At 65.6% G+C, this 26,456-nt stretch carries 26 protein-coding genes; 6 read left to right on the top strand and 20 right to left on the bottom strand.

Annotated features, from left to right (window positions below; genetic code table 11):
- Nucleotides 1-53: 53 nt before the first annotated feature.
- From XH83_RS00200 to murJ, 14 genes are all read right to left on the bottom strand, one after another.
- Nucleotides 54-467 (bottom strand): helix-turn-helix domain-containing protein, encoded by a 414-nt coding sequence (locus tag XH83_RS00200; protein ID WP_028139513.1) that lies wholly within the window; start codon nucleotides 465-467, stop codon nucleotides 54-56.
- Between the two features lie 222 nt (nucleotides 468-689).
- A complete protein-coding gene (gene lnt / locus XH83_RS00195) occupies nucleotides 690-2,303 on the bottom strand; it encodes an apolipoprotein N-acyltransferase (protein ID WP_194405133.1) in 1,614 nt (537 codons plus the stop codon).
- Entirely contained in the window at nucleotides 2,300-3,418 is a 1,119-nt protein-coding gene (locus XH83_RS00190; protein ID WP_194405132.1) for a hemolysin family protein, read from the bottom strand. The genes lnt and XH83_RS00190 overlap by 4 nt, the downstream gene beginning before the upstream one ends.
- Before the next feature lies 1 nt (nucleotide 3,419).
- The gene (gene ybeY, locus XH83_RS00185) at nucleotides 3,420-3,929 is read right to left on the bottom strand and encodes an rRNA maturation RNase YbeY (RefSeq protein WP_194405131.1); all 510 of its coding nucleotides are present in this window, start codon (nucleotides 3,927-3,929) and stop codon (nucleotides 3,420-3,422) included.
- Between the two features lie 61 nt (nucleotides 3,930-3,990).
- Nucleotides 3,991-4,986, bottom strand: a complete 996-nt coding sequence (locus XH83_RS00180; RefSeq protein WP_194405130.1) for a PhoH family protein — start codon at nucleotides 4,984-4,986, stop codon at nucleotides 3,991-3,993.
- Between the two features lie 61 nt (nucleotides 4,987-5,047).
- Nucleotides 5,048-6,442, bottom strand: a complete 1,395-nt coding sequence (gene miaB / locus XH83_RS00175) for a tRNA (N6-isopentenyl adenosine(37)-C2)-methylthiotransferase MiaB (RefSeq protein ID WP_194405129.1) — start codon at nucleotides 6,440-6,442, stop codon at nucleotides 5,048-5,050.
- A gap of 189 nt (nucleotides 6,443-6,631) precedes the next feature.
- Nucleotides 6,632-7,312 carry an HAD family hydrolase gene (locus tag XH83_RS00170; RefSeq protein ID WP_194405128.1) on the bottom strand — a complete coding sequence of 227 codons (681 nt, stop codon included), beginning with the start codon at nucleotides 7,310-7,312 and terminating at the stop codon, nucleotides 6,632-6,634.
- Nucleotides 7,313-7,768, bottom strand: a complete 456-nt coding sequence (locus tag XH83_RS00165; RefSeq protein WP_028133658.1) for a Fur family transcriptional regulator — start codon at nucleotides 7,766-7,768, stop codon at nucleotides 7,313-7,315.
- Between the two features lie 39 nt (nucleotides 7,769-7,807).
- Nucleotides 7,808-8,293, bottom strand: a complete 486-nt coding sequence (rimI, locus tag XH83_RS00160) for a ribosomal protein S18-alanine N-acetyltransferase (protein ID WP_194405127.1) — start codon at nucleotides 8,291-8,293, stop codon at nucleotides 7,808-7,810.
- Nucleotides 8,290-8,985 carry a tRNA (adenosine(37)-N6)-threonylcarbamoyltransferase complex dimerization subunit type 1 TsaB gene (gene tsaB / locus XH83_RS00155; RefSeq protein WP_194405126.1) on the bottom strand — a complete coding sequence of 232 codons (696 nt, stop codon included), beginning with the start codon at nucleotides 8,983-8,985 and terminating at the stop codon, nucleotides 8,290-8,292. Before tsaB ends, rimI begins: the two co-directional genes overlap by 4 nt.
- A gap of 88 nt (nucleotides 8,986-9,073) precedes the next feature.
- On the bottom strand, nucleotides 9,074-9,643 hold the full coding sequence (locus XH83_RS00150) for a NifU family protein (protein ID WP_194405125.1): 570 nt from the start codon (nucleotides 9,641-9,643) through the stop codon (nucleotides 9,074-9,076).
- Between the two features lie 193 nt (nucleotides 9,644-9,836).
- On the bottom strand, nucleotides 9,837-10,331 hold the full coding sequence (locus XH83_RS00145; RefSeq protein ID WP_194405124.1) for a universal stress protein: 495 nt from the start codon (nucleotides 10,329-10,331) through the stop codon (nucleotides 9,837-9,839).
- A gap of 94 nt (nucleotides 10,332-10,425) precedes the next feature.
- Complete coding sequence (gene trpS, locus XH83_RS00140; protein WP_194405123.1) at nucleotides 10,426-11,478, bottom strand: tryptophan--tRNA ligase; 1,053 nt, start codon at nucleotides 11,476-11,478, stop codon at nucleotides 10,426-10,428.
- 79 nt (nucleotides 11,479-11,557) lie between these two features.
- Nucleotides 11,558-13,090, bottom strand: coding sequence for a murein biosynthesis integral membrane protein MurJ (gene murJ / locus XH83_RS00135; protein WP_194405122.1), 1,533 nt, complete (start codon nucleotides 13,088-13,090; stop codon nucleotides 11,558-11,560).
- Nucleotides 13,091-13,215: 125 nt separating this feature from the next.
- Here murJ and XH83_RS00130 point away from each other — a divergent pair, with 125 nt between their 5' ends.
- Nucleotides 13,216-14,217 carry an adenosine kinase gene (locus tag XH83_RS00130; RefSeq protein ID WP_194405121.1) on the top strand — a complete coding sequence of 334 codons (1,002 nt, stop codon included), beginning with the start codon at nucleotides 13,216-13,218 and terminating at the stop codon, nucleotides 14,215-14,217.
- A 160-nt stretch (nucleotides 14,218-14,377) separates the two neighbouring features.
- Here XH83_RS00130 and XH83_RS00125 read toward each other — a convergent pair whose 3' ends face one another.
- Together XH83_RS00125 and XH83_RS00120 are read right to left on the bottom strand one after the other, a co-directional pair.
- On the bottom strand, nucleotides 14,378-16,072 hold the full coding sequence (locus XH83_RS00125; protein WP_194408111.1) for an AMP-binding protein: 1,695 nt from the start codon (nucleotides 16,070-16,072) through the stop codon (nucleotides 14,378-14,380).
- Between the two features lie 119 nt (nucleotides 16,073-16,191).
- Nucleotides 16,192-17,385: a serine hydrolase gene (locus XH83_RS00120; protein ID WP_194405120.1), complete on the bottom strand. Its 1,194-nt coding sequence runs from the start codon at nucleotides 17,383-17,385 to the stop codon at nucleotides 16,192-16,194.
- A 346-nt stretch (nucleotides 17,386-17,731) separates the two neighbouring features.
- On the opposite strand from XH83_RS00120, the gene XH83_RS00115 reads away from it, so the two are divergent.
- The gene (locus XH83_RS00115) at nucleotides 17,732-18,052 is read left to right on the top strand and encodes a hypothetical protein (protein ID WP_128922711.1); all 321 of its coding nucleotides are present in this window, start codon (nucleotides 17,732-17,734) and stop codon (nucleotides 18,050-18,052) included.
- A 136-nt stretch (nucleotides 18,053-18,188) separates the two neighbouring features.
- Nucleotides 18,189-19,682, top strand: a complete 1,494-nt coding sequence (locus tag XH83_RS00110; RefSeq protein WP_194405119.1) for an NAD-dependent succinate-semialdehyde dehydrogenase — start codon at nucleotides 18,189-18,191, stop codon at nucleotides 19,680-19,682.
- Nucleotides 19,683-19,735: 53 nt separating this feature from the next.
- Here XH83_RS00110 and XH83_RS39635 read toward each other — a convergent pair whose 3' ends face one another.
- The gene (locus XH83_RS39635) at nucleotides 19,736-19,954 is read right to left on the bottom strand and encodes a hypothetical protein (protein ID WP_246776532.1); all 219 of its coding nucleotides are present in this window, start codon (nucleotides 19,952-19,954) and stop codon (nucleotides 19,736-19,738) included.
- Here XH83_RS39635 and XH83_RS00105 point away from each other — a divergent pair.
- Nucleotides 19,917-20,093 (top strand): hypothetical protein, encoded by a 177-nt coding sequence (locus tag XH83_RS00105; protein ID WP_194405118.1) that lies wholly within the window; start codon nucleotides 19,917-19,919, stop codon nucleotides 20,091-20,093. The two genes, XH83_RS39635 and XH83_RS00105, sit on opposite strands and share 38 nt — an antisense overlap.
- A 28-nt stretch (nucleotides 20,094-20,121) precedes the next feature.
- Here the strand turns inward: XH83_RS00105 and XH83_RS00100 are convergent, their stop codons facing one another.
- Together XH83_RS00100 and XH83_RS00095 are read right to left on the bottom strand one after the other, a co-directional pair.
- Complete coding sequence (locus tag XH83_RS00100) at nucleotides 20,122-21,036, bottom strand: phosphoribosylaminoimidazolesuccinocarboxamide synthase (RefSeq protein ID WP_194405117.1); 915 nt, start codon at nucleotides 21,034-21,036, stop codon at nucleotides 20,122-20,124.
- A gap of 71 nt (nucleotides 21,037-21,107) precedes the next feature.
- The gene (locus tag XH83_RS00095) at nucleotides 21,108-22,025 is read right to left on the bottom strand and encodes a pirin family protein (RefSeq protein ID WP_194405116.1); all 918 of its coding nucleotides are present in this window, start codon (nucleotides 22,023-22,025) and stop codon (nucleotides 21,108-21,110) included.
- Nucleotides 22,026-22,229: 204 nt separating this feature from the next.
- Between XH83_RS00095 and XH83_RS00090 the strand changes: the two genes are divergently transcribed.
- Both XH83_RS00090 and XH83_RS00085 read left to right on the top strand, forming a co-directional pair.
- Nucleotides 22,230-23,291: a helix-turn-helix domain-containing protein gene (locus XH83_RS00090; protein WP_194405115.1), complete on the top strand. Its 1,062-nt coding sequence runs from the start codon at nucleotides 22,230-22,232 to the stop codon at nucleotides 23,289-23,291.
- Between the two features lie 145 nt (nucleotides 23,292-23,436).
- Entirely contained in the window at nucleotides 23,437-24,864 is a 1,428-nt protein-coding gene (locus XH83_RS00085) for a serine hydrolase (RefSeq protein WP_194405114.1), read from the top strand.
- 183 nt (nucleotides 24,865-25,047) lie between these two features.
- On the opposite strand, the gene XH83_RS00080 is transcribed toward XH83_RS00085, so the two are convergent.
- Nucleotides 25,048-26,415 (bottom strand): MmgE/PrpD family protein, encoded by a 1,368-nt coding sequence (locus XH83_RS00080; RefSeq protein WP_194405113.1) that lies wholly within the window; start codon nucleotides 26,413-26,415, stop codon nucleotides 25,048-25,050.
- Nucleotides 26,416-26,456 lie beyond the last annotated feature (41 nt).

Below are 26,456 nucleotides of genomic sequence, written 5' to 3'. Positions count from 1 at the left end.
TGACGACATAGGCCAGATTTGACGCGGTCTCAATTCGCCATTGAGGCGGCGCGTCAGCGCTTGTCGGGACCTTCGCGAGCCGCAATCTGCTCGACGAGATCGACGATCGAGCGGCGCATCTTCGAATCGGTGATTCGCGTGAACGCCTTGGTCAGGGCCAGGCCTTCGGAGGTCGCGAGAAAATCCGATACGTAAGAGGGTGAGGCGCCTTCAGCGAAGCCATCCGGCCCAGGCACGCCGCTCGGACCGCCCTCGAACAGGAATGACACCGGCACCTGCAGAATCTCGGCGATCTGCTGGATGCGGCTCGCGCCGACCCGGTTGGTGCCCTTCTCGTACTTCTGAATCTGCTGGAAAGTCAGGCCCAAAGCTTCACCGAGCTTTTCCTGACTCATGCCCAACATGATGCGGCGCATACGCACGCGACTGCCGACATATTTGTCAACAGGGTTGGGCGCTTTCGACATTTCCTCAGCCCTCCAAACACCACCTTCAGCGCAATCAACCGGAGTGCCTCAGGTGCAAGCAACGTCAAATCAAACCCTGTTATTGGGAAACATTGCGGAGAAATTTAGCAATGCACCACTGTCTTTTGCAGCCGGTGCAGAATGGGGAGCCCGTGTGCAGTCTGTCAACCGTAGGACCGCGGTTGTCAAAAGTTTCCGGCTACCTCCGCGGCGACGGCGCGATCAGCCATGCCGCTTGGTGACACGTCGGCGGACAGCCAAAATCACCGCCAGCGCGACGAACATGGCCGCAGGTGCATCGCCCACCCGCGCATAGACGGTCGGCGGGATCGCCGCGGGCAGGTTTGCATCCAAAATGCCTTCGATTCCGAGACCGAGGCTCGCGACGGTACGGCCCACCGGATCGATCACTGCGGAGATGCCGGTATTGGCGGAGCGGACCAGCGGCAATCCCAGTTCGATCGCGCGCATTCGCGACTGCTCCAGATGCTGGTAGGGGCCGGTCGAGATGCCGAACCAACCGTCATTGGTGAGGTTCACGATCCAGCCCGGACGTTCGTCGCGTCCGGCCACTTCGCCGGGAAAAATGGCTTCATAACAGATCAGCGGCAGTGCGGATGGTGCACCGGGGACCGGCAGCGCGTGCCGCACGGTGCCGGGAATGAAGCCGCCGCGCACACGCGTCAGTTGCTCGAAGCCGAGCTTCTCCATCAGCCCCTGGTAGGGCAGAAATTCTCCAAACGGCACCAGATGCAACTTGTCGTACACGGCCAGCACGCTGCCGTCGTGATCGATCACGTAGATCGAATTATAGGCACGGGTGATCGGCGTGCCTCGCGGCAGATCGGGCGCGCGGACCGAGCCCGTGATCAGCACGGTGCCTTTCGGCAGGAGGTCGGCGATTTGCGCCATCGCGTCGGCTTCGCGGGTCAGGAAGAACGGAAAGGCGGATTCCGGCCAGATCAGGATGGTGGCATCGCGTACGCCCGTCGATTGCGGGCCGGAGGCGCGGTCTGACAGCGCCAAATATTTCTTCATCACCTCGGGCTTGGCGGCGTAGTTGAATTTCGCGTCCTGCTGGAGGTTCGGCTGCATCAGGCGCAGCTTGGCGCCTGACACCATCGTGGTCGGGTGCAGCGACAGGCGGATCGCGCCGAAGATGCTCATGACAATCAAGAGCGCAATGGCCGCCGCCGGCACGCGCCATGGCAGGCGGCGATCGGGCGTGCGGTCGATCAGCGTCGCGGGGCTCGCGAAGATCGCAACCGTCAGGAACGTCATGCCCCAAAGGCCGACCAGCGAGGCCGTCTGCGCCAGCGGCAGCGGCTCGGACAGCGCGTAGCCGAACGCGTTCCAGGGGAAGCCGGTCAGCGCGTGGCCGCGCAACCATTCGCTCAACGTGAGGCTTGCCGCGAGCGCAAGTACGCGCGTGGCGTTCTTGGTCCAGAGCAGGCGCGCCAGCGCGAAGCCGATGGCCGTGAAGAGGGAGAGATAGGCCGGCAGGCCGAGCACGGCGAACGGCGTCAGCCAGGCGAACACATCGGCGTCGACGAAGAAGGCGTAGCCGATCCAGTAGAGCCCTGGCACGAAATAGCCGAGCCCGAACCAGTAGCCGGTCAGCGCGGCAGCGGGAACGCCGCCATATCGGCCGGCGCCGGCGCCGTCGATCAGCCAGACCAGTACGGGAAAGGTGATGAACAGGATCGGAAAGACATTGAATGGCGCCAGCGCCAGCACCGACAGCGCGCCGCACGCCATGGCGATGATGGCGCGCTTCCATCCCCAGGCGAGGATGGTGGCAAGCGCGATCTGTCGAAGTCGCTGAAACGGACTCACTGTTGGCTGGTCCCGTCGCTCGGCGGCGGGCTGGGCGTTTCGTTGGCCGGCGGCTGGCCACTATCCGGTGCGGCCTCGCGGCGGCTTCTCTCGCGCTGGGTCCGCGGCGCGGGACGTTCCTTCCGCGTCGAGATGCGCAGCCGCTTGACGCGGCGCGGATCGGCATCGAGCACCTCGACCTCGTAAGTGCCGGGGCCCGAGATCACCTCGCCGCGCACCGGCAGGCGCCCGACGAAGCTGACGAGATAGCCGCCCAGCGTCTCCACCTCCTCGCCGGCTTCGCCGGTGACGAAATCCTCGCCGATCACCGTGCGGACGTCGTCGAGGCTGGCGCGGGCGTCGGCGATGAAGGCGTTGTCGGGCAGGCGCACGATCGACGGCGGCTCGTCGCTGTCGTGCTCGTCGTCGATCTCGCCGACGATCTGCTCGACGATGTCCTCGAGCGAAACCAGCCCGTCGCTGCCGCCATATTCGTCGACCACCAGCGCGAGGTGAATGCGCGTGGCCTGCATCTGCGCGAGCAGGTCGATCGCCCGCATCGACGGCGGCACGTAGAGCAGCTTGCGGATGATCCGTGCGTCCTCGAGCGGCAGCGCGAGATCGACGGCGCGCAGGTCGAGCCCGGCCGGCAGCGGCTTCTTGCGCTTGGTCTTGGTGGCCTCCGACACGCGGGCACGCGCGGTCATGAAGGCGAGCAGGTCGCGGATGTGGACGATGCCGACGGGATCGTCGAGCGTCTCGTTGTAGACCACGAGGCGCGAATGGCCGGCGCTCTCGAAGCGGTCCATCAATTCGCCGAGCGGGATGTCGCGCTTCACCGCGACGACGTCGGCGCGATGCACCATGACGTCGGCGATGCGCCGCTCGTGCAGGCCAAGGATGTTGCGCAGCATGGTGCGCTCGACCGCCGAGAAGCCGGAATCGCCGGGCGTCGTCGCATCGAGCACGACCTGGAGGTCGTCGCGCACCGATCCCGCCTTCCAGCCGAACAGCGTGCGGATGGCGCGCAACAGCCAGCCGTCGGCGGTCGGGCGCATCACCTCGCCTTGCGTCACCACGGCCGGCAGATTGGCCGTGTTGCGCGGGTTGTCCTGGATAGGGTCGGAGTCAGGCATCTCAGTGCGTCCCTGCGCGGTCTGCATAGGGATCGGGAATTCCAAGCTGAGCCAGGATCTGCGTCTCCAGCGCTTCCATCTCCTCGGCGTCGCCGTCGTTCTCGTGATCGTAGCCGATCAGGTGCAGGAAACCATGCACCGCGAGATGGCTCAAATGGTGGTCGAACGGCTTTTGTTCCTCGTCCGCCTCGCGCCGCATGGTCTCGTAGGCGATCGCGATATCGCCGAGCATGCGCGGCGCGTCACCCGGCTTCCACTCACCCTCAGGCTGAAGTGCGGGAAACGACAGCACGTTGGTCGGCTTGTCGATGCCCCGCCAGTTGCTGTTGAGCGTGCGGATGCCGGCATCATCGGTCAGCATCACGGCCACTTCGGCGTCGGCAACGTCGTCGTCGACGCTCTCGGCGGCAGCCGCCACCGCGCGCTGGATCACGGCTTCGGAATCGGGCTCGCGCTGCCAGCAATCGGCGACGACGAGGACTTCGGTCATGGGAAGGTTGGGATGGGACATTGTGTTGTCTGGGACGAACAGGCGCCGTGTCCGCGCCCTCCGGGGTCCAGCTGTTGCCTCGTCAGGATTGGCCGGTGGCCGGCCGCTGCGGCGAACCTTCGTAGGCGGCAACGATCCGCGCCACGAGTTCGTGGCGGATCACGTCCTCGGCTTTGAAATGAACTTGGGCAATGCCCTCGACGCCACCCAGGAGCCGGGTCGCTTCGGCGAGGCCCGAGGTCTGGCCGTTCGGCAGGTCGATCTGCGAGGGATCGCCCGTCACGATCATGCGGCTGTTCTCGCCCAGACGGGTCAGGAACATCTTCATCTGCATCGAGGTGGTGTTCTGCGCCTCGTCCAGGATGATGGCGGCGTTGGTGAGGGTGCGGCCGCGCATGAAGGCGAGCGGCGCGATCTCGATCTCGCCGGTCTGCAGCGCGCGCTCGACGATGCGCGCATCCATGAGGTCGTAGAGCGCGTCGTAGATCGGGCGAAGATAAGGATCCACCTTCTCGCGGAGATCGCCGGGCAGGAAGCCGAGCCGCTCGCCGGCTTCCACCGCCGGGCGCGACAGGATGATCTTGTCGACCTCCTTGCGCTCGAACAGCTGCGCGGCATGGGCGACCGCGAGCCAGGTCTTGCCGGTGCCGGCCGGGCCGATGCCGAAAACCAGCTCGTGGCGCTTCAGCGCGCGGATGTAGGAGTCCTGCGCGGCGGTGCGCGCGCGCACCGGGCGCTTGCGCAGGTTGATGCTGTCGAACGCCGATTTGGTCGATTTGGCATCGAACTCGAACAGCGAGCCCTGGGCGATCACGGCGCGGATCGCGCCTTCGACCTCGCCCTGGTCGAGATCCTGTCCCTTCACGGCTTGCGCGTAGAGCATCTCGAGCACGCGGCGAGCGGCGTCGCAGCCGTCGCGCGTGCCGCCGATTGTGATGTGGTTGCCCTTGGAATCGACGACCACGCCAAGCCGCCGCTCGACCTGGGCCAAATGCTGGCCGTAGGGGCCAACCAGGGCCGAAGCGGCGCGATTGTCGTCGAAGTCGATGACGACCTGGGTCTCGGGCGGAACTTGCATGTCGCGGTCAAATTTGCGGGGAGCGAACGAAGACGAATCCGATGCGCTTTTGGGCAAGGGTTCAGGCTCCAGTGGCTTGCGATAAAACGGGCTCGCGCGCGCCACGCGGCATCGCGAGCTCGCCGAGAAAGCTGTAGCGCTCGAGGCTGTCGATTCTGACAGGCAGGATCTGCCCGATGATGTCGGGCGAGGCCATCACGTGAGCGGGCTGAAGGAATGCGGTGCGGCCGACGATCTGGCCGTCTTTGCGCGCCGGGCGTTCGAACAGAACGTCGACCGTTGAGCCAATCGCAGCCTTGTTGAAGGCCGATTGCTGGCTGTCGATCAGTTCCTGGAGCCGCTCCAATCGCTGGTCCATCTCGGCGGGGGATACCGTCTCCTGCATATCCGCGGCCGGCGTTCCCGGCCGGGCGGAGTATTTGAACGAATACGCCGCAGCGTAGCCGATTTGCGTGACAAGCGCGAGGGTGGCGAGAAAATCTTGCTCGCTCTCGCCGGGGAAGCCGACGATAAAATCTGATGAAAAAGCAATGTCTTGGCGCGCGGAGCGGAAACGGTCGATGACCCGCCGGTAATCATCGGCGGTATGTTTGCGGTTCATGGCCGCCAGAATGCGGTCCGAGCCCGACTGCACCGGCAGGTGCACGAACGGCATCAGGGCACCGAGATCGCGATGGGCTGCGATCAGGCTGTCGTCGACGTCGCGGGGATGGCTGGTCGAATAGCGCAGCCGCGCGATGCCGGGGATCGTCGCCAGATGTTCGAGCAATCGGCCGAGCGGCCAGGTTTTTCCGTCGGGCCCCTCGCCGTGATAGGCGTTGACGTTCTGCCCGATCAGCGTGAGCTCGCGTACGCCGTTGCCGGCAAGCCGCTTCACGTCGTCGACGATCTTTGCGACGGGGCGTGACACTTCCGAACCCCGCGTGTACGGCACGACGCAGAACGTACAAAACTTGTCGCAGCCCTCCTGAACCGTGACGAACGCGGAAATGCCGCGCGCGCGGATCGCGTCGGGTTTTGGCTGGGCCAGGAAGCCGAACTTGTCCTGCGCCGGGAATTCGGTCTCGATCGCGCGGCCTTCGTTGCCGGCGCGCTTTAGGAGCTCCGGCAGATGATGATAGCTCTGCGGTCCCACCACGACATCCACGGCAGGCGCGCGGCGCACGATCTCCTCGCCCTCGGCCTGCGCCACGCAGCCGGCAACGGCGATCTGCATCGCGCGTCCCCCGCGCGCGGCCTCGTCCTTGGCGACGCGCAGCCGGCCGAGCTCGGAATAGACCTTCTCGGAGGCCTTCTCGCGGATATGGCAGGTGTTGAGGATGACGAGGTCGGCCTCCTCGGCGTTCGCCGTCTCCACGAATCCCTCCGGAGCCAGCGTGTCCACCATGCGCTGGGCATCGTAGACGTTCATCTGGCAGCCATATGATTTGATGTGCAGCTTGCGCGGCGGCGTCATGGAACCCGAAAATGGCGGTGGAGGACGGCCTTCAAATAGAGGCTGGAGCGGCGAAAAGCCAGCGAATGGAGCCGCTGACCGTCATTGCGGGGACCCGCAAAGCGGACGAGCCCGGAATTTCGCGCCAAAACCTCTGGATTCCGGGCTCACGCGCATCGCGCGTGCCCCGGAATGACGAAAAAGACGAAATCAGCCAGTTAAGACCTTTGCTCCAGCCTTCCGGACCAGCTCCGGCAGTTGCAGCATGTCGTCGAACGTCAATCCGGCCCCGGCGGCGCGCAGCCTTTCGGAATGGCCCGGCGGGCAGTGGCTGCCGCCGTGAAAGCCCAGCACGGTCATCCCGGCCGCGCGCGCGCCCGTGACCCCGGGGACGCTGTCCTCGATCACCAGGCACCGCTCCGGGGCGACATTCATCTGCTTGGCGGCAAACAGGAACAGGTCGGGCGCGGGCTTGCCGCGTGCGACCTGGCTCGCCGAAAAGATGTGCGGCGCGAGCAGGTCATGCAGCCCGGCACAGGTCAGGCCATGAAGGATCTTCTCCGGCGTCCCGCTGGACGCAACGCATTTGGGCAGATCGATCGCGGCGATCGCTGCGGCGACATGGGTGATCGGCTGCAGGTCGCTGGCGTAGAATTTCAGCGTGGCGGCATTGATCTGCTGCTCCAGATCATCGGGCAGGCTGCGGCCGATTTCCTGCTCCACCATCCGCCGCGCGTCTTTCTCGGACACGCCGAGGAAACGGACCAGCACCTGCTCGGAGCTGATCGGATAGCCGTGCCGCGTCAGCACGTCGGCATGGGCGCGGCAGGAGATCACCTCGCTGTCCACGAGCACGCCGTCGCAATCGAAGATGATGAGGTCGACGGGCACTTAGTTGGTAGGCTTGTCGTCGTCGAGCGGGACGCAATAGAGTTCGAGCCGGTGGTCGACCAGCTTGTAGCCGAGCTTGCGGGCGATCTCCGCCTGCAGCTTCTCGATCTCTTCCGAAGTGAACTCGATCACCTTGCCGTCGCGCAGATTGATGAGGTGATCGTGATGGCTGTCGCGCATCGTCTCGTAGCGCGCGCGGCCTTCGCGGAAATCGTGGCGCTCGATGATGCCGGCGTCCTCGAACAGCTTGACGGTGCGATACACGGTCGAGATCGAGATCTTGTCGTCGACGGCGACGCAGCGCCGGTACAGTTCTTCGACATCGGGGTGATCGATCGCCTCCGCAAGCACGCGGGCGATGACACGACGCTGCTCGGTCATGCGCATGCCGGTAGCGGCACAGCGCGCCTCGATGCCGGACGCCTTGGATGCGGAAGAAGGTTTCAGAGCGGTCATTGTTTGTCTGCCTGGCGGGGGCGCTTTCTGCCACCAATGTTACGACAAGTCACGTCGCATCAGAAGGGCGTTCAATTGTTCCCCGTTCGGCTGCTTATAGTAGCGTTCGCGGCGCCCGACCACCACGAATCCGCACCCGGCGTAGAGCCGCCCCGCCGGCTGGTTGTTTTCCTCGACCTCCAGAAATATTCTGCGCACGCCGCGCCCGGCGAGGTGGCCGAGATGGGTCATCAGCAGCATGCGGGAGAGGCCGCGGCCGCGATAGGCCTCGTCCACCGCGATCGAGAGGATTTCCGCTTCGTCCGCACCGATCCTGGATACCGCGAAGCCGATCGTCTTGCGGCCGAGGCGCAAGCGGTGCACCAGCGTGTTGCGCTCACTGAGCATCGTCTCGAATTCGCCTTCGCCCCAGCCATGTGCGAAGGAGGCGCCGTGCATCTGCGCCAGCCGCGCGGCGTCGCGCGCGGAGGCTGGCTCGACGGCGGCGGTGCCGCCGCGCCACCACTGCGACAGCCATCTCATCATGAGGTTGCGGCTTGTGCTGCGAGCGGCGGAGTTGCGGCCGGCTTGGCGTCGGGTGCCTTCAGGTAGAACGGCCGCGCCGGATTTGTCTCGGGATCGGCCGCCGCGCCGAGCCATGCGACCCAGCCGATATCGGGTGCTGCTTGCGCGTCGACCGCGACCGGCTGCTCGCCATCTTTCGGCCAGCGCTCGGCGAGGATATTTGCGGCATTGCCGACCAGATGCGGCGCGCCGAATTGCGAGGCCGCGATCGCCTCGTCGATCGGCGCGACGCGCGGCCGGACCAATTGACTTCCGTCGCCGGCGACGATCTGGAAATAGACGTGGTCGTGCCGCGCGTCGATCGCGGAGATCACCGGTGCCGATTTGCTCTGGCCGACGATTGTGGCGGCATAGGCCGACAGGGTGGTGAGGCCGATCGCCGGGCGCCCGGCCGCAAGCGCCAGGCCGCGCGCCGCCGAAATGCCGACGCGCAGGCCGGTGAAACTGCCGGGGCCGACGGTGACCGCGATGCGGTCGAGCGAGGTGAAGGCGAGACTGGCCGACTGCATGACGCGCGCAATCATCGGCATCAGGGCCTCGGCATGACCGCGCTTCATCAGAAGCTGCTCTTGCGCAAGCAGCTCGGCCGTTTCGGTGTCGAGCACGGCCACGGAGCAGGCGTCGAGCGCGGTATCGATGGCGAGGATCAGCATGGAAAAGCGAATGGCGAGTGGCGAATAGCGAGTAGTCTAGCCGATCGGAATGCCATTCGCCATTCGCTACTCGCCATTCGCTGACCGATCACATCGGCCGGACTTCGACCACGTCGGGCACGAAGTGCTTGAGCAGGTTCTGGATGCCGTGCTGCAGCGTCGCGGTCGATGACGGGCAGCCGGAGCAGGCACCCTTCATGTTGAGATAGACGATGCCGTCCTTGAAGCCGCGGAAGGTGATGTCGCCACCGTCATTGGCGACCGCCGGCCGCACGCGGGTCTCGATCAGATCCTTGATCATGTCGACCGTCTCGGCATCGGCCTCGTCGAAGAACTCGTCCTCGTCGTCGAGATCGGCATCATCGGCAGCCGCGCCGTCGGCGAGCAGCGGCGCGCCGGACATGTAGTGCTCCATGATGGCGCCGAGGATCGCGGGCTTGAGCTGCTGCCATTCACCGCTCGCCTTGGTCACGGTGATGAAATCCGATCCATAGAACACGCCGGTGACGCCGGGCACCTCGAACAGCTTTTCGGCCAGCGGGGAGCGCGTAGCGGCTTCGCGGCTCGAAAATTCCATGGGGTTGCCGTCGGTCACGACGCGGCCGGGAATGAACTTCAGCGTGGCGGGATTGGGGGTGGCTTCGGTTTGAATGAACATGGTTTTCTCCAGACGTCGCCGGTTCAAGGCCGGCGCGTTGCCCTATTCCCTAGCAGATGGCGACGGGGAACGCACGATCAAGGGGAAACGAGGTCGTTTCGTTGTTATTTCAGTGGGTTAGGGTGTCGAAATTTCCGCGGCGTCGTGGCCGAGCTTGACGAGCAAACACCTGGCCACATCCCAGTAGGGGTACCTACGACAGCGAGTCCACGCTTTCGTCGCTGAGCGCGCCGGAAATGATGGTCACGGGAATCGGGAACGTCCCCACCGCATGCGCGAGCAGCGCGACCAATGGTCCCGGCCCTTCCGCGCCGGGATTGGCGGCGAGCACCAGCATGGCGATGTCGGGGTCCTCGTCGATCACGGCGAGCAATTGTTCCATCGGCACGCCCTCCCGGATCACCCGCTCCGGGGTGATCGCGGCGATGCCGTTGGCGCGGCCCGCGGCGCGGTCGAGCGCGGCTTCGGCGGCTTCCTGCGCCTCGGCGCGCATGATGTCGGCGACCCCCAGCCATTCCTGGCTCTGCTGCTCGGGCTCGATGATGCGCAGCATCACCACGCCGCCGCCGGCACGGATCGCCCAGCGGCTGGCATAATAGACCGCGCGATCCCATTCGGCGGTGTCATCGACGATGACGAGGCATTTGGGCTTGTGACCCGGCTCGTAGCAAAGTCGTTTGCTGGTCATGCCTATCCCGGAATGTGCAGGGACGGCATGCTGCCACACTCCCGCAAGCTTGGGGAGGGGAGAAGCGAGTCGGCGCTTCTAGCGCCGACCGTCTTCAGCGCGGGCGGATGAAGCCGACGATGTCCTTGGAGAGTTTCATCGTCTCGTCGGCAATCGCGCGGGCCCGGTCGGAGCCGTCGTTCAGGATCGCGTCGATATGGCCGGGGTCGGCGACGAGGCGCTTCATCTCGCCGGCGATCGGCGCGAGCTTGGTCACGCACAGCTCCGCCAGCGCGTTCTTGAAGCTGGAGAACTGGCCGGCGCCGAATTCACGCAGCACGTCGGCCTTGGCGCGGCCGGAGAGCGCGGCGAAGATGCCGACCAGATTGTCGGCTTCGGGACGCGCTTCCAGGCCCTTCTCTTCCGTCGGCAGCGGCTCCGGATCGGTCTTCGCCTTGCGGATCTTCTGCGCGATGGTGTCGGCATCGTCGGTCAGATTGATGCGCGAATTGTCCGACGCGTCGGACTTCGACATCTTCTTGGTGCCGTCGCGCAGGCTCATCACGCGCGTCGCAGGGCCCGTGATCAGCGGCTCCGGCAGCGGGAAGAACAGACCGTCATTGGCGCCCTGCGCGCGGATGGAATCGCCGAAGTCGTTGTTGAACTTCTGCGCGATGTCGCGCGAGAGTTCCAGATGTTGCTTCTGGTCCTCGCCGACCGGCACGTGCGTGGCGCGGTACAGCAGGATGTCGGCGGCCATCAGCACGGGATAGTCGAACAGCCCGACCGAGGCGTTCTCGCGGTCCTTGCCGGCCTTCTCCTTGAACTGGGTCATGCGGCCGAGCCAGCCCATGCGCGCGACGCAATTGAAGATCCAGGCGAGCTCGGCATGGCCCGAGACCTGGCTCTGGTTGAACACGATGTGCTTCTTGGGATCGATGCCGGCGGCGATGAACGCCGCGGTGACCTCGCGGGTGTTGCGCGTGAGCTCGGCCGGTCCGCCCCAGACGTCGATGCCCTGCGTGATCGCGTGCATGTCGACGACGCAATAGATGCAATTGTGGGTTTCCTGCATCTTCACGAAGTTGACGATCGCGCCGAGATAATTGCCGAGGTGCAGATTGCCCGTCGGCTGGACGCCCGAAAAGACCCGTTCAACGAATGGCATGGTCAGCTTTCCCATAGGTATTCGGCCGTCGTTTCCAACAGCGGCGCTGCCCCGTCAAGGGCAATTCCACGTTCGCGGTTTAGGCGGACCGTTTCAACGCGTTAACCGCCACGCGCCACGAGGCCGCGCCGAGGATTTGCAGCAGCAGGCCATAGACCGCGATCCCGGCCCCGATCTGCAGGCCCAGCACGATCAGGCGGACGAGGCCGTGCGCCTCGGCAGGCACGAGGTCCGCGGTGAGCCAGAGCAGGGCGCCCATGGCGGCTGCGGCCAGCACGATGCGCGGCAACCGCTTGCGGGCGGTGGCATCGACCGAAAAGCCGAACTCGGCCGTGCCTTTGCGGAGCAGCGAGAGCGCGCTGCTCCAGGCGCCGGCCGCGATACTCGCCGCGATCCCGCTCGCTCCGAAAAAATGGCCGAGCAGCACGGCAAGCACGATTGCGACCGCGAAGCCTTTGGCGGTGGCGAGAAGCGGCGTCATCGTGTCGCTGCGGGCATAGAAGGCCGGCGACAGCGCCTTGATGAGTACATGCGCCGGCAGGCCCAGCGCCAGCCACATCAGCGCGTGTGCAGTCGCCGCACTGTCATCCGAGCCGAACGCGCCGTGCTCGAACAGCAGCCGTACGATCGGCTCGGCCAGCACGATCAGGCCGAGCGTCGCGGGCAGTGCCAGCCCTGCCGCCAGCTCCAGCGCGCGGGACTCCGTATGCGCCACCGCCTCGCGGTCGCCGCTTCCGACAGCGCGCGTCAGCTCCGGCACCAGCACGGTGCCCATCGCGACGCCGACGATGCCGAGCGGCAGCTCGATCAGGCGGTTGGCGAAATAGAGCCAGGACACCGCGGACGGCGTCGCGGATGCGATGATCGCGCCGGCCACCATCAGCCATTGCGGCCCGGAGCTTGCGATCATGCCGGGGATGGCCTTGGCGAAGAAGCCGCGCATCTCCTTGTCGAAGCTGACGCGCAGCGGCGTCGCGAGGCGCGCGCTTCGCTGCGACAGCAGCATCAACAATTGCAGCAGCCCTGCGATCCCGACGGTGGCCGCCAGCAGCCACGCCGCGAAGGTCGCATCGGCATGCCAGACGAGCAGCACGGCGATCGCGGCGATCAAGGCAATATTGAACAGCAGTGGCGAAAATGCCGTGAGCGCAAAGCGCCCTTGAGCGTTCAGCAGGCCCATCAGCACCGTGACCGGGCCGGCGAAGGCGAGATAAGGCAGCATCAGCCGCGCGTTCGCGACGGCAAGATCGAGCGTGCCGCTGCCGAGAAAGCCCGGCGCGATGACCGTGATGATCAATGGCATCACCAGCGCGATCACGATCGAAATCGCGACCAGGGCCGCGCTGACCGTGCCGAGCACGCGGCCTGCGAATGCGGTGGCGGCCTTCTCGCCGTCACGCTCGCGGACCCGCAGCCAGGCCGGGATCAGCGCCGCATTCAGCGCGCCCTCGCTGAGCAGGCGGCGCACCACATTGACGAGCTGGAAGGCCGCCAGAAACGCATCCGCCACGGCGCCGGTACCGAGCAGCGCCGCGATCAGGGAATCGCGCGCAAAACCCAGCAGCCGCGAGGCCAGTGTTCCCGTCGAAACTGTCAGGAAGGAGCGGATCATCGGCTCTTTATAATACCGTTGCTTGCCCGCTTGGGGCCGGTCGTGATAGGCCGCGAGCCAGATTTCAGGCCGACAGGAAGCGGATTTTCGTAGGGATCGCAATCCGCCAAACAGGATCAAGGTGAATGGCTGACGTGAAATATGACGTTCTCGGCATCGGCAACGCGCTGTTCGACGTGCTGGTCAGGACCGATGAGGCCTTTCTGGCCAAGCACGGCATGACCAAGGGCAGCATGTCCCTGATCGATGAGGCGCGGGCCGCCGCGATCTACAAGGACATGGGGCCGGCCACGGAAGTCTCGGGGGGATCTGCCGCCAACACCATCGTCGGCATCGGCAGCCTCGGGGCCCGCGCGGCCTATGTCGGCAAGGTCAAGGACGACCAGATCGGCAAGCTCTACGTCCACGACATCCGCGCTGCCGGCGTCGCCTTCAACACGCCGGCCGCGACCGACGGCCCTGCCACCGGCTGCTCCTACATCCTCGTCACGGATGACGGCGAGCGCACCATGAACACCTATCTCGGCGCGGCGCAGGACCTGGCGCCCGCCGATATCGATCCGGCCGAGATCGCCGGCGCCGGCATCGTCTATCTCGAGGGATATCTCTGGGACCCCAAGAACGCCAAGGACGCCTTCGTCAAGGCGGCCAAGATCGCCCATGACGCCAAGCGCAAGGTGGCGCTGACGCTGTCGGATTCCTTCTGCGTCGATCGCTATCGCGACGAGTTCCTGTCCCTGATGCGCAACGGCACCGTCGACATCGTGTTCGCCAACGAGTCCGAGCTGCACTCGCTCTACATGACGTCGGATTTCGACACGGCGCTGAAGCAGCTGCGCAACGACGTCAATCTCGGCGTGGTCACCCGCAGCGAGAAGGGCTGCATGGTGGTTTCGTCTGAAGATGCCGTCGCCGCGCCGGCATTCCCCGTGGACAAGGTCATCGACACCACCGGCGCCGGCGACCTGTTCGCCGCCGGCTTCCTGTATGGCCTGGCGCGCAATCTTGCCTACAAGCAGTGCGGCGAACTCGGCGCACTCGCGGCCGCCGAAGTCATCCAGCACATCGGCGCCCGCCCGCTGGTGTCGCTGAAGGAGCTGGCAGGCCAGCGCGGGCTGACGGCGTAGGAGCGTTACGCTCGCGCCTCACACTCTACTGTCATCGCCCGGCTTGACCGGGCGATCCAGTATTCCAGAGACAATTACGGTTTGACGATAAGCCGCGGCGTACTGGATTCCCCGCCTTCGCGGGGAATGACAGCGACGGGGGGCGAGAGTGATCAGCCCCTCACGCCGTCTTCGCTGCCTTCAGCCCCAGCCGCTGCTCCACCGCATCGCGCATCACGAATTTCTGGATCTTGCCCGTCACCGTCATCGGAAATTCGTCGACGAACTCGACGTAGCGCGGGATCTTGTTGTGGGCGATCTGGCCGTCGCAGAAGGCGCGGACCTCCTCGGCGGTCAGCGTCTCGCCCGGCCTGACGCGGATCCAGGCGCAGAGCTCCTCGCCGTAGCGGGTGTCCGCGACGCCAAAGATCTGCACGTCCTGGATCTTGGGGTGACGGTACAGGAACTCCTCGATCTCGCGCGGGTAGAGGTTCTCGCCGCCGCGGATCACCAGATCCTTGATGCGGCCGACGATGTTGCAATAACCCTCGTCGTCGATGGTGGCGAGGTCGCCGGTGTGCATCCAGCCATTGGCGTCGAGCACGTCGGCCGTCTTCTCCGTCTCCTCCCAATAGCCCAGCATGACGCTGTAGCCGCGGGTGCAGAGCTCGCCGCGTTCGCCGCGCTTGACGATCCGCCCCTCGAGATCGATGACCTTGACCTCGACATGCGGATGAATGCGGCCGACGGTGGAGACGCGTCGCTCCAGCGGATCGTCGGTTGCGCTCTGGAAACTGACCGGGCTGGTTTCGGTCATGCCATAGGCGATGGTGACCTCGCGCATGTTCATCTCGGTATTGACGCGCTTCATCACCTCGATCGGGCAGGGCGCGCCGGCCATGATGCCGGTGCGCAATGACTTCAGATTGAAAGTCTTGAACTCGGGATGATCGAGCTCCGCGATGAACATGGTCGGCACGCCGTAGAGTGCCGTGCACTTCTCCTGTTCGATCGTACGCAGCGTCGCGAGCGGATCGAAGCCCTCGCCGGGGTAAACCATGGTGGTGCCGAGCGTGACCGAGGCGAGGTTGCCCATCACCATGCCGAAGCAATGATACAGCGGCACCGGAATGCAGATGCGATCCTGCTCCGTCAGCCGCATCGCGCGTCCCGTGAAATAGCCGTTGTTGAGGATGTTGTGGTGGGTCAGCGTGACGCCCTTCGGCGATTCCGTGGTGCCGCTGGTGAACTGGATGTTGACGGGGTCGTCGAATTGCAGCTCGCGGCCGAGCGCGGCAAGCTGCTGACGATGCCGGTCGCCGCCCATGTGCGCGACCTCGTCGAAGGCAATCGTGCCGGACGCGGCGGGGCCGCCGATCTGAAACACCATCCGCAAGGCCGGCAAGCGTGCCGCGTGCAGCTGTCCGGGCTTTGAGCCTGCCAGCTCCGGCAACAGCGTGTTGAGCATCTCCATGTAATTGCTGGTCTTGAAGGCGGTGGCGGTGACGATCGCCGCGCAGCCGACTTTCTTCAGTGCAAACTCCAGCTCGCTGAGCCGGTAGGCGGGGTTGATCGTCACCAAAATCAGCCCGGCCTTCGCGGCGGCGAACTGGGTCAGCGTCCATTCCGGCCTGTTCAGCGACCAGATGCCGATCCGCATCCCCCGTTCGAGCCCGAGTGCGAGAAAGCCCGCGGCGAGCGCGTCGACCCGCTCGGCGAATTCCCGCCAGGTCCATCGGACGCCGTGGCTGGGCGAGACCAGCGCCTCGCGTTTCCCCCAGCGCCGCACCGCGTGGTCGAGGCTGCGACCGATGGTGTCGCCGAGCAGCGGCGTGTCCGAGATGCCGCAAACGTAGCTGTCCGCTTTATCCGCCAGGTCGCTCGCCAAGTTCGTCTCCTCAAAGCTGGTGCCTCGTGCCCGAAGCCGATGGCTTTGGGCACGAGGTTATCGATTGCTGCGAAGGCGCGCGACGTCGCGCACCTCATACTAAGTGGCTAGGCCGCCTTCTGTCCGCTGCCCGCATCGAGCCCGGCATAGACCCCGCGCTCGAAGCCTGCGAACGCCTCCAGGCACTTGCCGTCGGCGAAGGGGAGCAGCTGCATCAGGATCACGCCGGTGACGTCGCGCGCGGGATCGATCCAGTAATAGGTGTTGGCGAGGCCGGCCCAGGCGAGGCTGCCGGCGCTGCGGCCCTCGGCGGTCTTGGCGGTGTTGATCATGAAGCTGAGGCCCCACTTCTTCACCTGCTCCGGATAGAGATCGACGTCGTTGGTGTACATCGGCGCCGATGTCGTCATCTTGCCCATGGCGAGATCGCCGATGTGGTTCTGGCCCATCGTCGCCACGGTCTCGGCCTTCAGCACCTGGTTGCCGTTGCTGCGGCCCTTGTTGAGGATCATCTGGGTGAACTTGATGTAGTCGGCCGCGGTCGAATAGAGGCCGCCGCCACCCATGTGGAATTCCGGCTCCTGCTCCAGCTCGAACGGGATCGCTGCGAGCTGGCCGTCCTCGCCGCGCGCATGCATGCCGACGAGGCGCTTGCGCATGCTGTCGGTGATCTTGAACGCCGTGTCGCTCATGCCGAGCGGGTTGAACAGGTTGTCGCGCAGGTAGGCATCCAGCCGCTTGCCGCTGACGGCCTCCACCGCCTTGCCGACGAAATCGATGTTCGTGCCGTATTCCCAGCGCGTGCCTGGGTCGGTCATGATAGGCGTCTTCAGCGCCGCGTTCTGGCAGGTGGTGATCGCGGGAATGCCGTGCTTGTCCAGATAGACCGCGAGATCGCCGTTCCACATGTTGTAGCAGAACCCGGCGGTGTGGGTCATGAGCTGGCGCAGCGTGATGGGCCGCTTGGCCGGCCGCAGCTTGGCCTCGCCCTTGGCGTCAAAACCTTCGAGCACTTGCGGATTGGCGAGATCGGGCAACAGCTCGCCGATCGGCGCATCCAGCGACAGCTTGCCCTGCTCGACCAACTGCATCGCTCCCGCTGTCGTCACCGCCTTAGTCATCGAGGCGATCCAGAACACGCTGTCAGCGGTCATCGGATCGGGCTTCGACAGGTCGCGCTTGCCGAACGCGCCCTGATACAGCACGTCGTTACCGCTGGCGGCGATGGCGACGACGCCGGGAATCTCCTTGGCTTCGCTCTTCTGACGCAAAATCTCGTCGATCTCAGCTTTGCTTTGCATGGCGTTTCCTCGGGTTTGATTATTGTTAGCAGTGATCGATTGTCCTCCCGCACGCTCTGTGCGGCAAGCGTGTCCAGATGCCCGCTGCGGTCGCGATGTCGTGACTTGACGGTCCGTGCGCCACGCAGGACGACAGGTGGGCTCAACGGCAACACTCCGTCACAATCTGCGGTGGATGGCCGCACGTCGCAGTGACCGTGGATGGGCTCTGGCGATATGTTTCACCTGTTTGAAAGCACTTGAAACATTTTGTGCGTTGCGGCGTTTCAGCTCGCGGCCAATCGGCCGACGACGTTAAGACTTGATGCAAATTGGCGGCTGCTGACCGGCCGCGAGGGGACCTCAAATGATTTCGACCTGGAGTGAATGGAAGCGCTATCCCCGTCCCGGACGGGGCGAGAACCTGGAGGCGCCGATCTCGCCCGGCATTTACGAGGTCCGTGTCGCCGGCACCGGCGCGCTCTATTCCTTCGGTGCGGTCGACAATCTGGCGCAATCCCTGGCGCTGCTGCCGGTCGGCTCCAAGTCGTGGTTCGGACGCCGCAACGCGTCCGACGTGCCCGATCTCGAATACCGGACCTGCGCGACCTCCTCGAAGGCCGACGCCAAGGCCGCGGCCGAGCGCATGATTGGCCGCCGCGAGACCTATATGAGCGGCGCGGCGTAAGGCCGCTCTCTCCCAAGCTACAGGCAGATGTGCGTCGCGGGGCGGTGCATTGGGCACCGCTTGCCCCTATATTCCGGGCCGATCCGATCGCCCAAGTCCGATCGCCCAAGTCCGATTGCCCCCTGGGAGTAACGCCATGACACCGACCGCCGCCGCACGCGCCCCGCAATCCACCGCCACCCTGCGCGACCGGTTGAAGGACCCTTCGCTCCTGAAGGAGGCCTGCTACATCGACGGCGCCTGGGTCGGCACGCCGGTGTTCGCCGTCAACAATCCCGCGACCGGCGTCGAGCTGGCAAAAGTTCCGCAGCTCGGCGCGGACGAGACCACCAGGGCGGTGGAAGCCGCCGAGCGCGCCTTTCCGGGCTGGGCCAAGCACACCGCCAAGCAGCGCTCCAACATCCTGCGCAAATGGTTCGAGCTGATCACAGCCAACCGCGAGGACCTCGCGCTGATCCTCACCTCGGAGCAGGGCAAGCCGCTCTCGGAGGCGCTCGGCGAGGTCGATATTGGCGCGGCCTATATCGAATTCTTCGCCGAGGAAGCGAGGCGCGTCTATGGCGAGACCATCCCGACGCAGCGACCCGATGCGCGGCTGCTCGCGATCAAGCAGCCGATCGGCGTCTGCGGTGCCATCACGCCATGGAATTTCCCGAACTCGATGATCACGCGAAAAGTGTCGCCGGCACTGGCCGCTGGTTGCACCGTGGTGCTGAAGCCCGCCAACGAGACCCCGCTGTCGGCGCTGGCGCTGGCCGTGCTCGCCGAGAAGGCGGGCATTCCCAAGGGCGTGCTCAACATCATCACCGGTGACGCGCCGCCGATCGGCAAGGTGCTGTGCGAGCATCCGGCCGTGCGCTTCGTCGGCTTCACCGGCTCGACCGCGGTCGGCAAGATCCTCTATCAGCAGGCCTCCGTCGGCGTGAAGCGGCTCGGCCTCGAGCTCGGCGGCAATGCGCCCTTCGTGGTGTTCGACGACGCCGACATCGACGCTGCGGTCGAGGGCGCCATCGTCTCGAAATATCGCAACATGGGCCAGACCTGCGTCTGCGCCAACCGCCTCTACGCCCAGGACAAGATCTACGACGAGTTCGTGCAGAAGCTCTCGAAGAAGGTCGCAGCGATGAAGATCGGCGACGGCACCGAAGCCGGCGTCACGCAAGGCCCGCTGATCAACATGAAGGCGGTCGACAAGGTCGAGCGCCATATCGCGGATGCCGTCAAGCGCGGCGCCAAGGTCGTGACCGGCGGCAAGCGCAGCGAGCTCGGCCGCTCGTTCTTCGAGCCCACGGTGCTCGCCGACGTCAAGTCGGACTCGCTGGTGTCGCAGGAAGAAACCTTCGGCCCGCTCGCGCCGGTGATCCGCTTCAAGGACGAGGCCGACGTCATCGCGATGTGCAACGCCTCGCCGTTCGGCCTGGCTTCGTATTTCTACTCCCGCGATCTCGGCCGCGTCTGGCGCGTCGCCGAAGCGCTGGAGTCAGGCATGGTCGGCGTCAACACCGGCCTGATCACCACGGAAGTCGCGCCGTTCGGCGGTGTCAAGGAAAGCGGCCTCGGCCGTGAAGGCTCCCGCCACGGCATGGAAGAATATGTCGAGATCAAATACGTGATGATGGCGGGGGTGTAACCCGACGATCGGCGATGCGCGCCGGCGATTTGAGTTCGCCGGCGCGAATGGCATCAGCGGCAGACGTAGGCGCCGTTCACATAGACGCGGACGCACGCTGTGCCGGCAGCTGCCGCACCCGCAGCCGCGCCCCCTACGACCGCGCGACGCGTGGTTCGACGGGCGACGCCGGCAACGCTCACGGGGGTTAACGGCCGGCCGACTCTGGCTTCAGCGCTTGGAACGCCGAACGCGATGCCGGCGTCGTTCGACCAGTTTGTCGAGCCAAAAATTCCGCAGCCCAGCGCGGCTGCAAAAAGTAACGTTCGCTTCGTGCCGACCAGCCTCATGGCAATCTCCCTCGTTGTTGTACCAATCCGAGGTGATCAGCTTTCTTTGATCGTGGGCGCCTGGCTTGATCTGGATCAATGAGTCGAGATCGCGCGGCAGCAACCGCGCGCTAGATCTTCAGCTCCGCTCCCGTCACCCGCCGATACGCTTCCAGATACCGCTTGCTGGTCGCCTCCACCACGCTCGTCGGCAGCGGCGGCGGGGGAGCGTCGCCGTTCCAGCGGCCGGCGCGGCGCTCGACGTCGAGATAGTCGCGCAGGGGCTGCTTGTCGAAGCTCGCCTGTGGCTGGCCGGGCTTATAGGCATCGACCGCCCAGAAGCGCGAGGAATCCGGCGTCATGACTTCGTCGATCAGGATGATGCGGCCGTCCTTGTCGCGGCCGAACTCGAACTTGGTGTCGGCGATGATGATGCCCTGCTCGCGGGCGAGCTCCTCGCCCAGCGTGTAGATCGCGCGCGTCATGCTCTCCAGCGTGTAGGCGGTCTCGTCGCCGACCACGCTGCGCATCTTCGCGATGGTGATGTTCTCGTCATGGCCGGTCTCGGCCTTCGTCGCCGGGCTGAAGATCGCAGGCTCCAGCTTTTCGCTCTCGACGAGACCCGCTTTCAGCGTCTCGCCAGCGAGCGTGCCTGAGGCGGCGTATTCCTTCCAGGCCGAGCCCGAGAGATAGCCGCGGATCACGCATTCGATCGGGAAGACGGTGGTGCGCTTGCACAGCATCGCGCGGCCGAGGATCTCGGCGCGGTGGGCTTTGAGCGCCGGCACGGCGGCGATGATCTCGTCGGTGTCGGCGCTGATCATGTGATGCGGCACCACGCCTTCCAGCCTGCCGAACCAGAACGCGCTGATCTGCGTCAGCACCGCGCCCTTCATCGGGATGGTCTCGCCCATCACGACGTCGAAGGCGCTGATGCGGTCGGTGGTGACGAGCAGCAGGCGGTCGTCGTCGACGGCGTAGATGTCGCGCACCTTGCCGCGTCCGATCTTGGGCAGGGGCAGGTCGCTGGAGAGCATGGTGGTCATCGGCAGAGCTTTCGCGGACAGGGCAGGGGAATCCGGCCGCGCCTGATGGTACGGCCGGACACCGGATTAGCCTATTCCGGCAGCGGAATGAACTCGTGTTCCTGCGGAACTGCGGCGAAGCGGCCGGTTTTCCAGTCCTGCTTGGCCTGCTCGATCCGCTCCTTGCTGGAGGAGACGAAATTCCACCAGATGTGGCGCGGCCCCTCCAGTGCATCGCCGCCGAGAAACATCATTCGCGTCGCCTTGAGCGCCTTCACGGTGATGCGGTCGCCGGGGCGGAAGATCAGCAGCCGCGGCCCCTCATAGCGCTCGCTCGCGATCTCGACCTCGCCCTCCACCACGTAGATCGCCCGCTCCTCATGGTCAGGGTCGAGCGGCACGCTCGCGCCCGCGACGGCCGTGACCTCGGTGTAGAACCAGGGCGACACCATCGTGACCGGCGAGGTGATGCCGAACGCCGAACCCGCGATCACGCGCGCGGTAAAATCGCGCTCGGAAATCATCGGCAGATCGCCGGCCGCGTAATGCTGGAATGACGGCGCGATCTCCTCCGATCCCGCCGGCAGCGCGATCCAGCTCTGCAGGCCCAGCATCTTCTGGCCCGAGGCGCGCTGCGCGTCCGGCGTCCGCTCGGAATGGGCGATGCCGCGCCCCGCCGTCATCAAGTTCATCGCGCCCGGCGCGATCTCCTGGACATTGCCCTCGCTGTCGCGATGCATGATCGCGCCGTCGAACAGATAGGTCACGGTGGCGAGCCCGATATGTGGATGCGGCCGCACATCCATGCCCTTGCCGGAGACGAACTGCACCGGGCCGAAATGGTCGAAGAAGATGAACGGCCCGACCATCTGCCGCTTGCCGTGCGGCAGCGCGCGCCGCACCGCGAATCCGTCGCCGAGATCGCGCGTGCGCGGCACGATGACGAGGTCGAGCGCGTCGCAGGACATGGGATCGCCGAGCACGGGATCGTTCGAGGGCTGCCAGCTCATGAGGAGGCTCCTTTTTGACTTTCTTGGACGCGAGCCTAGCAGGAATTTGCAGCATCGTCGCGGCAAAGGCAGCGCTCTACGCCGCGGTCCGCAACAGCGCCAAATGCACGAGTGGAGGTAGGCGTGGCATGCGGATCGTCCTTGAAAAAGCCGGCGCAACCAACGATGTTCGGCTGCTTTCAACTGCGACCGTTCGCCCAGCCGATGACCCTTGCCGCAACCGAGCTTGCCTTTCGCGCCGCCAGCGTCGCTCTGCTGCTGGTGCTGGCGGCGTCATTGATCGCCGATTTCCGCAACGTGCTGGCGGGGCGGCTCGGTGCTGCTCTCGCACTGGGCTTGGCCGCGCATGCGGTGAGCTATTCGGTGGGTGTCACGTCGCGGATCCCGGTATCGCATGCGCCGCTGGTTGCGCTATCGACCGGCAACATCGTGGTATTCTGGTTGTTCACGCGCGCGCTGTTCGACGACGAGTTTCGCCTCCGCTGGTGGCACGGATGGGTCTGGGCGCTGGTCACCGCCTTCAGCTTCGCCGGCTGCGTCTGGATCGCGCCGGGCGGCCATGTGCGATTCTCGGTGACTTTGGTCAATTTGATCGTGCTTGGGTTCATCGCGCTTGCGATCGGGCAGACGATCGCCTCGTGGCCGGCCGATCTGGTCGAGCGCCGCCGCCGCGTTCGCGTGTTCATCGTCTGTGCGGGCGCGCTCTATGGCGGCGTGAATGCGGCTCTCCAGATCGCCGTCGCGGGCAGCAAAGTCGGCGATGTCGCCGACGCGATCAATACTGGCGTGCTCGCCTGTATCGTCGCGGCCATCGCCTACGCCATGATGCGCGTCGATGCCGCCGATCTGTTTCCGGTCGAAGCGAAGGCCGCACCGGTGGTCGTTTTCGCCCCGCAAGCCGCTGAAGACGCCGCCGATCAAAAGCTCATCGATGCCCTGATGCGGCTGATGGCGGACGAGCGGGTCTATCGCCAGGAGAACATCACCATCGGCGTGCTGGCGGGTCGGCTGAAGATCCCGGAATACCGCCTGCGCCGGCTGATCAACCAGCGCCTCGGCTACCGCAACTTCAATGTGTTCCTGAACAATCACCGGATCGAGGAGGCCAAGGCCGCGCTCGCCGATCCCGCCCAGGCCGAGGTCCCCGTCATCACCATCGCGATGGATGCCGGCTTCCAGTCGCTCGGCCCGTTCAACCGCGCCTTCAAGGCGGTGACGGGCGTGACGCCGACGGAATACCGGCGGCTGAAAGTGAATGCGATCTAAATCCTAAACTGCTGTAATCGCAGCATGATTTCAGAATCAACCAGTCCTCTCCGACTTCGACCAGACCATTTTCCAAATGCGGCGAGCATGCCTCTGTCCGCTCCGGCTTTCCTCCCGGGCTCGCGCCCCAAGCCGGAGAAAGCCAGTGACCCGCCGCCGCCAGATCGTCCTCCTCACCGCCACCATCACCGCTGCCGGCCTTGCGCTCGGCGCCGCGCGCGCTCGCGATGTGCCGAAGGTCGCCACCGGCTTCGTCGCCGACATCCTGTGCTCGGAGACGTTCGTCTCCGGCCTCGATCCGCAGCGCAACTTCACCGAGACCACCGATGCGATGCCCGGAACGGGCCTGATCACCTGGGCCATGGACACGCGGGTCGATCGCGTCCGCAAGGACGTCACGGTGACGCTGTTCGGCGTCGGCCGCAGCCGTGCCGTCTATCGCGAGGGGCTCGGCTGCACGCTCGACCATGGCGCGGGGATGGCTGCCGTCGAGCCGCCCGCGAACGACAGGCAGCCCGCGCTGCTGCCCGAGATCGCCGGCTCTGAGATCGTGCCGCCGCAAAGCTCCTCACTTGCCGCCGCGCTCGATCGCGCCTTCACCGAGCCGACGCAGCCGCCTTACCGGCGCACCCGCGCGGTGGTCGTGATGAAGTCGGGCCGCGTCGTCGCGGAGCGTTATGCAGGGGGCATTGGACCGGAGACGCCGCTGCTCGGCTTCTCCATGACGAAATCGATCATCTCGGCGCTGATCGGCGTGCTGGTGCGCCAGGGCAAGCTGAAGCTCGACGGGCCCGCGCCGGTCGCGGCCTGGAAAGACCCGGATGATCCCCGACATGCCATCACGGTCGACCAGCTTCTGCGCCATACCGCAGGGCTTGCGCTCGGCAGCTCGCTGCAGGCCTCGCTCGGCTCGGCCTTCGAGCCGGTCAACCGGATGAAGTTCATGGAATCGGACATGGCCGCCTATGCCGAGACCATCCCGCTCGAGACCGCGCCAGGCGCTGCCTGGAATTATCACGACGGCAACATCCTCATCCTCTCGCATCTGATCCGCGATGCGGCCGGCGGCAATCCCGAAGACGCGTTACGCTTTGCGCGCCGTGAATTGTTCGCCCCGCTCGGCATGCGCCGTGTCGTCCTCCAGCTCGATGGCTCCGGCACGATCGAAGGATCGAGCGAGATGCTCGCATCCGCGCGCGACTGGGCGCGCTTCGGCCAGCTCTATCTCAATGACGGCATCGCCGGCGGCAGACGCATTCTGCCTGAGGGATGGGCGAACTATTCGGCGACGGCAACGCCGAATGCGTGGGTCGGCATCGGTGCCGGCTTCTGGACCAACCAGGGCGACAGCTTTGGCGCGAAGTTGCGCATCGCCCATGGCTGGCCGCGCGATGCCTTCTTCGCCAAGGGCACCATCGGGCAATACACCATCGTGATCCCGTCGCAGCAATTGGTGATCGTCCGCCTCGGCCGCTCGCCGAACGGTCCGCCGGAAGCGGACGGCGTGTTCGACCTCGTGCGTGATGTCGTGGCCGCGACGCGGGAGAAGGGCAAGCTGGCGGGGGCGGATTGAGAAGAGCGGGTTGCTTCTTCTTCCTTCCTCCCTTGCGGGAGAAGGTGGCGCGAAGCGCCGGATGAGGGGTATCTATCCACACGACAGATGAGAGAGATTCGTCTGCTGAGGCATACCCCTCACCCGTCTCGCCGCTGCGCGGCGAGCCACCCTCTCCCACAAGGGGAGAGGGAAAGATAACGACTACCTCCCCAATTCCGTCGCCTTGGCCACGCGATCGAACCGCTCCAGCGTCATGATCGCGTCCGCAAACTTCTCCGCACGCGCGTTCAGCACCGGGCGCGCCAGCGTCAGGAACTTCTGCTGCATCGCCTGCGCATCCGGGAACGAGGTCGGCTCTCCGGACGGATCCGCATAGAGCCGCTCGTGCACGCCGTCGTCCGTGGTGATGCTGACCCGGGCGCCGAACGGATGCGTGCGGCCGACCTCCAACCGATCATCCTGCACCACGTCGAATTTGTCGGCGAGCGCGTCGATCGCGGCGTCGCCGAGGCGGTTGTAATCGTCCCAGCCGAACGAACCCTGGTCGAGCGCAAGCGCGCCGGTGAAGAACATCGAGAACTGGCCGCCGACGATCGAGGTCGGATGCCGCTTGGTCGCGGCATCGCCGGTGAGCGTGATGCCGTTGCGATGCAAGCCGATCTCGACGCGCTTGACCTGGTCGGGCGTCAGATTGTGCTCGCGCCGCATCGCGATCAGCGCGTCGATTGCTGCATGCGTATAGCGGCAGCTCGGATAGGGCTTGACGCCGATCTTCATGGTCTCATAGGTCTTGCCGAGCTCGGCGACCGCCTTGCCCGGATGCGCGTCGTCGGTGTAGCCGGCGAGCAGGCCGTGCTTGCCCTCGACCGATTCCGTCGCGCCGACAAAATCGTTGCGCGCCAGCGTCGCGGCGATCACGCCGTTCATCGCGGCCGCGCCGACCTGATAGCGCTTGTTCCAGGCGCCGTTGACCAGGAATTGCAGCGAGCCCGCGGCCTGGCTGCCGGAGACGCCGAAGGCGGCGATCAGCTGTTTCTCGCTGAGGCCGAACAGTTTTCCGGCCGCCGCGGCGGCGCCATAGGTGCCGGCGGTCGCGGTCGGGTGGAAGCCGCGCGCGTAATGCGAGGTCGGGTCGAGCGCATTGCCGAGCCGGCAGCAGACCTCATAGCCTGCGACGATCGCGGTCAGCACGTCGCGTCCCGACGCGCCGACCATCTCGCCGACGGCGAAGGCGGCCGGGACCACAGGCGCGCTCGGATGCAGCGAGGAATCGGCGTGGGTGTCGTCGAAATCGAGGGAATGGCCGAGCGCGCCGTTGAGCAGGGCCGCGACCGCCGGTGTCCAGGTCTTGCTGTCGCCGAACACGGTGGATTCGCCCTTGGTGTCGAGTGCCAGCGCCTCCAGCATCTTCAGGATCGACGGGGTCGATTCTGCTTCGCTGCGGGCCCGGATCGCGCTGCCGAGGAAGTCCAGCGTCAGCACCTTGGCGCGTTCCAGCACCTCTGCCGGAATATCCCCGTATTTCAGATTGAAGACATAGGCGGCGAGCGTTGCGGTTTCGTGAGCCATCGTGTTTCCTCGTTTTGGCGCGCAAGTTAGGCGGGCTGATT

Source organism: Bradyrhizobium sp. CCBAU 53351 (assembly GCF_015291745.1).
Taxonomy (GTDB): domain Bacteria; phylum Pseudomonadota; class Alphaproteobacteria; order Rhizobiales; family Xanthobacteraceae; genus Bradyrhizobium.
This window is presented reverse-complemented; position numbering and strand designations above follow the sequence as displayed.